At 66.3% G+C, this 7,843-nt stretch carries 8 protein-coding genes; 1 reads left to right on the top strand and 7 read right to left on the bottom strand.

What is annotated here, in order from left to right; genetic code table 11:
• On the top strand, nucleotides 1–360 hold a 360-nt coding region (locus AC1Y2B_RS18035; protein WP_482254506.1), incomplete at its 5' end, for a MurR/RpiR family transcriptional regulator.
• A 187-nt stretch (nucleotides 361–547) separates the two neighbouring features.
• Here AC1Y2B_RS18035 and AC1Y2B_RS18030 read toward each other — a convergent pair.
• The 7 genes from AC1Y2B_RS18030 to mreC all read right to left on the bottom strand — a co-directional run bounded on the left by AC1Y2B_RS18030 (nucleotide 548) and on the right by mreC (nucleotide 7,839).
• On the bottom strand, nucleotides 548–1,414 hold the full coding sequence (locus tag AC1Y2B_RS18030; RefSeq protein ID WP_482254505.1) for a DMT family transporter: 867 nt from the start codon (nucleotides 1,412–1,414) through the stop codon (nucleotides 548–550).
• A gap of 197 nt (nucleotides 1,415–1,611) precedes the next feature.
• Nucleotides 1,612–2,538: a 2-hydroxyacid dehydrogenase gene (locus AC1Y2B_RS18025; RefSeq protein ID WP_482254504.1), complete on the bottom strand. Its 927-nt coding sequence runs from the start codon at nucleotides 2,536–2,538 to the stop codon at nucleotides 1,612–1,614.
• An 11-nt stretch (nucleotides 2,539–2,549) separates the two neighbouring features.
• Complete coding sequence (locus tag AC1Y2B_RS18020; RefSeq protein WP_482254503.1) at nucleotides 2,550–3,212, bottom strand: DUF1345 domain-containing protein; 663 nt, start codon at nucleotides 3,210–3,212, stop codon at nucleotides 2,550–2,552.
• Nucleotides 3,212–4,351 carry a rod shape-determining protein RodA gene (rodA, locus tag AC1Y2B_RS18015; protein ID WP_482254502.1) on the bottom strand — a complete coding sequence of 380 codons (1,140 nt, stop codon included), beginning with the start codon at nucleotides 4,349–4,351 and terminating at the stop codon, nucleotides 3,212–3,214. Before rodA ends, AC1Y2B_RS18020 begins: the two co-directional genes overlap by 1 nt.
• A gap of 5 nt (nucleotides 4,352–4,356) precedes the next feature.
• Nucleotides 4,357–6,300 (bottom strand): penicillin-binding protein 2, encoded by a 1,944-nt coding sequence (gene mrdA / locus AC1Y2B_RS18010; RefSeq protein ID WP_482254501.1) that lies wholly within the window; start codon nucleotides 6,298–6,300, stop codon nucleotides 4,357–4,359.
• Nucleotides 6,297–6,836, bottom strand: coding sequence for a rod shape-determining protein MreD (locus tag AC1Y2B_RS18005; protein ID WP_482254500.1), 540 nt, complete (start codon nucleotides 6,834–6,836; stop codon nucleotides 6,297–6,299). The genes mrdA and AC1Y2B_RS18005 overlap by 4 nt, the downstream gene beginning before the upstream one ends.
• Nucleotides 6,829–7,839: a rod shape-determining protein MreC gene (gene mreC / locus AC1Y2B_RS18000; RefSeq protein WP_482254499.1), complete on the bottom strand. Its 1,011-nt coding sequence runs from the start codon at nucleotides 7,837–7,839 to the stop codon at nucleotides 6,829–6,831. Before mreC ends, AC1Y2B_RS18005 begins: the two co-directional genes overlap by 8 nt.
• Nucleotides 7,840–7,843 lie beyond the last annotated feature (4 nt).

Here is a 7,843-nt window from a genome sequence, read left to right as displayed (position 1 = left end):
AATTCAGCCACTTGGCCGCCCGCCCTGCTGGATATGCGGCCGGGCGACGTGCTGGTGGTCTTTGACATCCGACGCTATGAAAACGCCGTGCTGCAGGTGACCGAGATGGCGAAAGAGCAGGGGGCGGAGATCATTCTGATCACGGATCGCTGGGTGTCTCCGGCGGCCAGCCATGCCCGCTACACGATGTGCGCCCATGTCGAGGCGCCCTCGGCCTGGGACAGCAACGCGGTCTTGATGGTGCTGGTCGAGACACTGCTGGCGGCAGTGCAGAACGCGACCTGGACGCTGACCGAGCCGCGGCTGCGGCGGCTGGAGGAGCTTTATGCAAGGACGCGATTCTTCCGCCGGCATCGCTAGGGTTAACGAAGGGTCAGGGCCTTTGGGGCGGGGCTGCGACGCGGGCCGTGGGATGCAGGGTTAATGGGGAAAATCAGCGGGTTGGCCCCGGGATTTTCCCGTCGTTTCCCCGTGGTTTTTCCGTATGTTTTGCGTAGCTACAGACCGTCCGGCGGGGTCTGGTTAACGCAACGCGCGCCGGGCGGCGTTAACGGGCGCGTTGGCCCATCCCGATCAGGGCGTTCAGCGCCACGGCGGCCAGAAGGACGCTGCCGCCGAGGGCGGTGTTGGCCGACAGCGTCTCTCCCAGCACCGCCCAGGCCCAGACCGGGGCCAGCAGCACCTCGACCAGGGACAGAAGCGTGGCTTGGGCGGCAGGCACGACCCGGCTGCCGAGGGTGTAGAGGAACATGCCGCCGGTCAGGGTGACCGCCCCCATGCCGGCGGCGAGGGCGGCCTCGACCGGGGGGATCAGCAGGGGCTGGCCGGTGATCAAGGCCGCGCCGCCACCGGCGAGGGCGGCGAACAGGCCGCCCAGCAGGACAGCGGGCAGCATGTCGGTCAGGTGACCCCAGCGGACAGACACGGTGAAGGCGGCAAAGCCTGCCGCCGACATCAGCGCCGCTGCCGAGCCAAAGGCGGTGCCGCCGCCGATGTCGCCAACACCGCCGACCATGATGACGATGCCCGCCACCGCCAGCAGGATGGCGCCCCAGGTGGGCAGGCGCACGGGTTCGCGCAGCAGGGCCAGGCCAAAGAGGGCGGCGAAGAAGGGCGAGGCCGAAAAGAGCAGGACCGCATTGGCCACCGTGGTCGATTGCAGCGCCACGATGGCACCGCCGAAGGCCAGCACCAGCCCCAGCCCGCCGATCACCCCGGCCGGGCCGACGCGGCGCACCGCCGCGGCCACGCGCCCCGGCCCGATCCACACCAGCAAAACCGGCAGCATCCCGAGCGAGCGCCAGAAGAGGACGGCCCAGCTTCCCGCCTCGTGAATCTGGCGGATCAGCACGCCCTGAACGGACCAGATCACGCCGGCGAGCACGATCAGTGCCGCCCCTGTCAGATATTTCATGACTGCCCTCGGGTTTTCCCAAAGGCTAGGCGGGCGGGCCGGGCGCCGCCGTTCCGGAAACGACATTCCCGGTCGGGCGTTGCGACCCACTGCATTTGCTGCTTTGGAAATGCTCTGGTGGGTGCTTCGTGGGAGCGAAGACCCTGCGGAGCGGGGAGGTTGGCCTTAACACCTGTCAAGCGGCGAACGGGTGGGCCTTAGTAGCCGAGGGTGCGGTCGACCAGATGGAGCAGCGGTTCGCCCGCCTCGGCACGGCGGATGTTGTCGACCAGCACGCGGGCGGCCGAGAAGGGGCGGGTGTCGGCGGCGATGTGGGGGGTGACGGTGATCTGCGGGTGCGACCAGAAGGGGTGGTCTTTCGGCAAGGGCTCGGTGCGGAAGACGTCCAGCGTGGCATGGGCGACCTGGCCGGACGCGAGGGCTGCCAGCAGGGCGTCATCGTCGATCAGCGGGCCACGGCCGGGGTTGAGGAGGAAGGCGCCCTGGGGCAGGTGGCCAAGGGTTTGGGCGTTCAGGATGTTTTCGGTTTCGGGCGTGCGGGGCAGGAGGGTGACGACGATGGCTGCGGTTGACAGTGCCTCGCGCAGGCCATCGGCGCCGGAAAGGCAGCGCAGGCCGTCGATGCTTTTGGCGGTGCGGCTCCACCCGGTGACGGGGAAGTTCAGGGCCTGCAGGGCGCGGGCGGCGGCGAGGCCCAAGGCGCCCATGCCCAGCATGGCGACCGGGCGCTGGCGCGCGAGGGGTGGGCAGGTTGGGTCCCAGATGTGGGACGGGTTGATGATGTGGCGGTCCATCCCGAGGTGGTGGCGCAGCGCGTGGCCCACGACCCATTCCACCATGCCCTCGGTCAGGTGGGGGTCGACCATGCGGGTCAGGGGCTGGGTCAGCGTGGCGTTGCCGACGATGCGTTCGACCCCGGCCCAGAGGCTGAGAACGGCCTTGCAGCCGGCGTAGGGCGTGAAGTCCTGCAGGGGGGCGGAGGGGGCGTAGATGATGTAGTCGACCGCTGCGGGCGTGGCGGTTTGGGTGACGATGTCAGCGGTGATCCCGGCTTCGGCCAGCGCTTGCGGCAGGATGGTGCGGTACTCGGGCCACAGGGCGGGTGCGGCGAACAGGATCAGCATGGGGCCTCATGTCAGTTGGGTTTCGTCAGATTGACCGCAGCATTCACCGCCAGCGCCAGAATGACGGTGTTGAAGAAGAACGAGCCGATGGAATGCAGCAGGACGGTCTTGCGCAGGCCGCTTGAGCTGACCTCGACATCCGACACCTGTGCGGTCATGCCGATGGTGAACGAGAAATACAGGAAATCCCAGATCCCCGGCGCAGTCGTCGAGGGAAAGTCGAGGCCGCCGTCGGGGTCGGGGGCGTAGTAGAGATGGGCGTAGCGGAAGGCGGCCAGCACATGCAGGGTGGCCCAGCCCATGGGGGCCGCGGCCAGCGCGAACAGGGCTGTGGTCAGCTGGATATCGGGCATTTTCAGGACGATGAAGATCAGCGACAGGCTGATGACCGCCGCCGAAAGCGCCAGAAGCAGGATCAGGGTAGCCCCTTCGTCATCGGCCTCGGCGTGGCGGCGCAGGTCTTCGTCCGAGGTGATCAGGATCATCCGCAGCATCAGGGACAGGTAGGTGATGAAGAAGCCATTCACCCCGATCACGGCGCTGATGACATTGTCCTGACTGGCCATGCCAAGGATCGGGCTCAGCCGGAAGGCGCGATCGGCGCCGAACATGGCCAGACCCAGCGCAAGCGCCAGCAGGAACCGGCCGTGACGTTTGACTGTGGATTTCAGCATCAGCGGAGCCTGTGAACGATGGCGCTTTGCGCAAGGCCAAAGGCCAGAAGCAAAACCAGTGTCGCCGAGCCGCCGTAGGACAGGAAGGGCAGGGGCACGCCGACCACCGGGGCCATGCCCATCACCATCGCAAGGTTGACGGCGAGGTAGAGGAAGAAGTTTGCCGCCAGCCCGATCAGCATGAGGGACGAGAAGCGGTCCTTGTTCTGCATCGCGGCCCAAAGCAGGAAGATCAGGATCAGCGCGTAGAGCGCCAGAAGCGAGACGGCACCGACAAAGCCGAACTCCTCTCCCAGGGTGGTGAAGATGAAGTCGGTGTGCTTTTCGGGCAGGAAGTTCAGGCGCGACTGGGTGCCTTGCATGAAGCCCTTGCCGGTCATGCCGCCGGAGCCCAAGGCGATCTTGGCCTGCAGGATGTTGTAGCCGGCCCCCAAGGGGTCGGCCGAGGGGTCGAGGAAGGTGTCGATGCGCTTGTACTGATAGTCATGGATCAACTGCCAGGGGGTGCCGCGCAACAGGAAGATCCCCGCCACGGCCGCGCCGATCAGGGCCACGACGGCGGCGAAATACCACAGCGACACGCCTGCCGCGAACATCACCGCAGCGCCGGCGATGACCAGCATCAGGGTGGTGCCCAGGTTCGGCTCCATCAGCACCAGAACGGCGGGGATGATGATCATCAGGACCGGGATCAGAACCCAGAGCGGGCGCGAGACCTTTCGGTCGTCCAGCCAGTCGTAATAGGTGGCCAGCATCATGACCAGGCTGACCTTCATGAACTCGGACGGTTGGATGCGGATGACGCCAAAGTCGATCCAGCGTTGCGCGCCCATGCCCCTTGTGCCGAAGAAATGCACCACGACCAGAAGGAGGAAGGTGGTCACATAGGAGGCCGCCGACATGCTGCGCCAGAACCAGATCGGGGTGAAGCAGATGCCCAGCGACAAGAGCATGCCGACGCCGTAGCGCTTCATCTGCGGTTCGGCCCACAACTGCATGTCGCCGCCGGAAATCGAGTACAGCATCAGCCAGCCGATGGCCGCGCAGGCGGTGATCAACAGGTAAAGGCCCCAGTTGACATAGAAGACCTTGGCAAAGCCGGTGGGGGCAAACTTGACGCGGTATTCAAGAAAACTCATCGCGGTCAGGCCTTTATGTCGGGCGGCTGGGTGCCGTCGGGGTTGCGCAGGCGCAGTTCCTGCAACATCGTCTGAATGCGCGCGCGCTGGTTGTCGGGGTAGTCCTTCGGGTCTGGCAGGGCGCCGGTCAGGACGCGCAGCAGGGCATCGCGGGCAATGGGGGCTGCGGCCGTGGAGCCGCCGCTGCCGTGTTCGACCACCACGGCCACCGCATATTTCGGCGTGTCATAGGGGGCGAAGGCCACGAAGAGCGCGTGGTCCCGCTGTTTCCACGGCAGGTCGACGTTGCCGACCACGCCCGTCTCGCGCTCGGACGCGGAGATGTTGCGGACCTGCGCGGTGCCGGATTTGCCCGCCATCTGCAGGCTGTCGGTGACGATGCGCGCGGCATACGAGGTGCCGTGCTGGCTGTTGACCACGGCCTGCATACCCGAGCGGACGGACTCCAGTTGCGAGGTTTCCATGCCCAGGGGCGCGGCCTCGGCCACCGGAACCTCGACGCCGCCGATGGCCTTGATCAGGCGCGGCAGCACCAGCCGGCCCGAGGAGACCCGCGCCGTCATCACCGCCAGTTGCAGGGGGGTTGCCAGCACATAGCCCTGACCGATGGCCGCGTTGATCGTGTCACCGATGCGCCAGTCTTGCTTGAAGTGCTGCTGCTTCCAGTCCTTGGTCGGCAGGTTGCCCTCGGCAATCGCCGACATCGGCAGGTCGTGGCGCTGACCAAGGCCCATGGTTTTGCCCATGGCGGCGATCTTGTCGATGCCGACGCGCTGCGCCACCTCGTAGAAGAACACGTCGCAGCTTTGTTCCAGGGCATGGGCCAGATCCACCTTGCCGTGGCCGCCCGATTTCCAGCAGTGAAACTTGCGTCCGCCGTAATCCAGATAGCCCGGGCAGTTCACCGTGGTGTTGACATCCACCGAGCCGTCGGCCAGGGCGGCCAGCGCCGTGACGATCTTGAAGGTCGAGCCCGGAGGATAGGCGCCTTGCACGACCTTGTTGGCCAGCGGGCGGTGGTCATTTTCGGTCAGGGTCGTGTAATCGGCGTTGGAAATGCCGCGCACGAACAGGTTGGGGTCAAAGCTGGGGGCCGAGGCCGCGCCGATGATGTCGCCGTTCTGCACATCCATCACGATGACGGCGGCGGACTGGTCGGCCAGACGTACCTGCAGGAAGTTCTGCACATCGGCGTCCAGCGTCAGGGTCAGGTCGGCGCCGGCCTTGCCCTCGGTCCGTTCCAGTTCACGCATGACGCGGCCGACGTGGTTGACCTCGATCTTGCGGTTGCCGGCAGCGCCACGGAGCTGATCTTCTTCCCACTTTTCAACGCCGATCTTGCCGATCTGGAATTTCGGGATGTGCAGCAGCGGGTCGGGGTTGTCGATGGCGGCCAGATCCTTGTCGGAGACCGGGCCGACATAGCCCACGACATGGGCGAAATCGGTGTCGCGCGGATAGACCCGGGACAGGCCCACGTCCGGCGTCACCCCGGGCAGGGCGGGGGCGTTGAGCGAGATGCGGCTGAACTCTTCCCAGGACAGCCGGTCGGCGACCGGGATCGGCACGAAGGAGGCGTTGCGTTCGACATCCTTCAGGACGCGGGTCATGTCGGACTGCGTCAGGGGGATCAGGTGGCTGAGACGGTTCAGCACCATCTGGACATCACCCGCGCCTTCACGGGTGATGACGACGCGGTAGTTCTGTTCGTTGCCGGCGATCAGCTTGCCGTTGCGGTCCAGGATCAGGCCGCGGGCGGGCGGGATCAGCTGGATGTTGACGCGGTTCTGTTCGGCCAGAAGCGAGAATTCGTCGGACTGGTCGACGCCCAGATAGCGCATGCGGCCGGCCAGCACGGCCATGGTGGCCGCCATGCAGCCGCCCATGAACAGGGCGCGGCGGTTGATCCGGCGGGCGCTGTCCTCTTGGTCGCGGGCCGGGCGTCTCACATCTTTCTCCCGTAGGCGTCGATTTCGCCGGTGGCGGGTTTGTGCAGGTCCAGTCCGAAGCGCGAGACGGCGACGACGGCCGGATAGGCCAGCACCGACCACACCATCTGCACCAGCGCAAAGCCCAGCACGGGTTGCGGCAGGAAGGCCAGACCCATCACCAGACGGTTGGCGGCGAACATCGCCAGCATGACGCCCGAGACCAGCAGCCACTCGACGCCAAAGCTGAGCTCTCGGGTCAGGGCAGAACGGGCGCGGATGAACTCGGCCCCCAGAAGGACGATGGCTGTCCACAGGCCGGGCGGGCGCATCAGCAGGAAATCTTCCGCCAGGACGACGAAGGCGATCATCGGCGCGGGCAGATATTCCGGGCGCCGCACCATCCAGGCGAGGATCAGGCACAATAGGATGTCAGGCCCGGGCAGGTGGCCCGCCGTGGTGTCTAGCGGCAAGAGCCGCACGAAGGTCAGGACCACGGCGACGGCCAGAAAGATCAGCCGGTGCAGCCACAGGGAGCCGATCCACGCCTTAATCACTGCGGCCCCCCGTGGTGCCGTCGGTCACGGCCGGATCGGTCGCGGTATCCGCCCCGGTGGCAGGTGTGTCGGGCACCACGGGCGGCAGGCCACCGGCGGGCAGAAGCGGGCCCTGATAGCCGGGCGGCAGCGGTTGCGGCGGTTCGGGCACCAGAAGCGCGCCGGGGTCGGTGATCGGCTGGCTTTCATAGCTGCGCAGCACGCGCAGGAATTCCAGCCGCTGGTAATCTGCCGCCAGCACGACGCGCAGGCGTTTGTCAGAGCCGAGGGCGACTTGGCCGACCAGAAGGCCAGCGGGAAAAACCTCGCCATCGCCGGTGGTGACGACGCGGTCGCCGGGTTGCACCTGATCGGGATGTTCGAGGAAATCGAGGGGCGGCAGCATGGAATTGTCGCCCGACAAGATCGCCTTCTGGCCCGAGGGTTGCACCACGACCGGGATGCGCGAGGAGCTGTCGGTCAGCAGGATGACGCGGCTGGTGCGTTCGCCCACGCCGGCGATGCGTCCGACCAGACCGATGCCGTCCATCGTGGCCCAGCCGTCGTGGATGCCGTCGCGGGTGCCGACGTTCAAAAGAACCGATTGCCGGAACGGGCTGCCAGAATCGGCCAGCACGACGCCGGTGACATGGGTCAGCATCGGGTCAAGGCGGACGTTGTTGAGGTCCAGCAGGCGGGCATTCTTCTGTTCCAGCTGCAGGGCGGCTTCTTTCCACGCCTTCATCTGCTGCAGTTCATCGCGCAACTGCTGATTCTGTTCGTAAAGCCGGGCGTAGGACTGGAAGTTTTCGATCATCTCGGTGGTTTTGGTCACCGGGATCATCGCCCAGGACAGGTCCGGCACCACCCGGTCCACGAGGGCGGTGCGGAAGCGTTCGACCCTTGGGCTGTCGATGCGCCACAAAAGGAACAGCCCCAACAGCACAAGCACCAGCACCCCCACCAGAACCCGGCGCAGCGGGCGTGAGAAATCACCGGGGTCATAGGTCCGCGATTTGGCCATGGGG

It is taken from the genome of Stagnihabitans sp., assembly GCF_964946895.1.
Note: the sequence above shows the minus strand (reverse complement) of the source record. Positions and strands in the feature narration are given on the sequence as shown.

Bases quoted from the DNA above. Each gene is read 5' to 3' on its own strand.
- AC1Y2B_RS18020 (WP_482254503.1), bottom strand. From the start codon at position 3,212: ATGCTGAAATCCACAGTCAAACGTCACGGCCGGTTCCTGCTGGCGCTT.
- AC1Y2B_RS18030 (WP_482254505.1), bottom strand. From the start codon at position 1,414: ATGAAATATCTGACAGGGGCGGCACTGATCGTGCTCGCCGGCGTGATC.
- mreC (WP_482254499.1), bottom strand. From the start codon at position 7,839: ATGGCCAAATCGCGGACCTATGACCCCGGTGATTTCTCACGCCCGCTG.
- AC1Y2B_RS18025 (WP_482254504.1), bottom strand. From the start codon at position 2,538: ATGCTGATCCTGTTCGCCGCACCCGCCCTGTGGCCCGAGTACCGCACC.
- rodA (WP_482254502.1), bottom strand. From the start codon at position 4,351: ATGAGTTTTCTTGAATACCGCGTCAAGTTTGCCCCCACCGGCTTTGCC.